Consider the following 1,121-nt stretch of genomic DNA (forward strand, 5'->3'; position numbering starts at 1 on the left):
GGCCCCGGTAACCAGGGCAACAGGTCCAGTGCCTGCCAAGGTGTTCCTCCGCGGTCAATATCATAATTGTCAGTGCGAAAAAAATAAGCGGTTGGAGGTCCGCTAGTGATACAGCCCGGGCTTTACAAATCCAAGGCCGGCCGTGCACGAACAAATTGATAAAAAATGTCAGTTTATTCAAGTCTTTTACGCTTCGGGGCTACAGGTTCAGGGCAGTTTGAACTTTTTTTTCCGCAAAACGCTTCACATGCCATGTCCTATTGATTATAATCAAATGACTGCCGATGGAATTCAGCGTTCACCGCAATATCGGCAAAGCTGTGATCCGCATCATCCAGGGATACAATCCGTTCAAAATATATATAGACTGTCTTACCACAATCAGGGGGCGACAAATGGACCGGAATCCGGCAGGCGGCCATATCAACCGAAGGCGGTTCCTGGGCGCGGCCACGGTGATGGCGGTGGCGGGCAGGTCCGCCGCGGCAAGCGGCGCAAAGAGCGATAAGGTGCTGCGGGTAGGGGTAATCGGCGGACGGTTCGGGCTTTCATTCTACTGGCACGAGCATCCGCACAGCAGGGTGACTGCTGTCTGCGATCTGCTGGCCGGGCGCAGGGAAGCGATGCGGAACACGTTCGGCTGCGATACGTCCTATTCCGACTGGCGGGAGCTGGCGCGCGACCCGAACGTGGACGCGGTGGCGGTGTTCACCCCGGCGCCGCTGCACGTGGAAATGGCTGTCGGGGCGCTGGAGGCCGGCAAGCACGTGATCAGCGCGGTCCCGGCGGGGATAAGCGAGGAGGAATGCGCCCGGCTGCTGGAGGCGCTTAAACGCAGCGGCAAGCTCTACATGATGGCCGAGACCAGCTACTACCGCCGGGAGATTATCACCGCGAGAGCGATGGCGGCGGAGAACAAATTCGGCGAGATATTCCACTCCGAAAGCGAGTACCATCACGACGGACTGGAGAGCCTGTGGTGGGAACCGGACGGCACTCCCACCTGGCGGTTCGGGTTTCCGCCGATGCTGTATCCGACCCACTGCACGGGGATGATCGTGCCGGTGACAGGCGAGCGGCTGACCGAGGTTGTCTGCACCGGCTGGAACGATTCTCCCGAG

At 59.1% G+C, this 1,121-nt stretch carries 2 pseudogenes (both running past the window's edge); both read left to right on the plus strand.

Features of this window, described 5'->3' with window-relative positions:
* Nucleotides 1-284 precede the first annotated feature (284 nt).
* A pseudogene (locus tag FVQ81_14015) lies at nt 285-1,121 on the plus strand (Gfo/Idh/MocA family oxidoreductase) (it continues 15 nt past the right edge of the window).
* A pseudogene (locus tag FVQ81_14020) lies at nt 1,090-1,121 on the plus strand (hypothetical protein) (it continues 478 nt past the right edge of the window). Before FVQ81_14015 ends, FVQ81_14020 begins: the two co-directional pseudogenes overlap by 47 nt.

Source organism: Candidatus Glassbacteria bacterium, from assembly GCA_019456185.1.
Taxonomy (GTDB): Bacteria; Gemmatimonadota; Glassbacteria; order GWA2-58-10; family GWA2-58-10; genus JAJRTS01.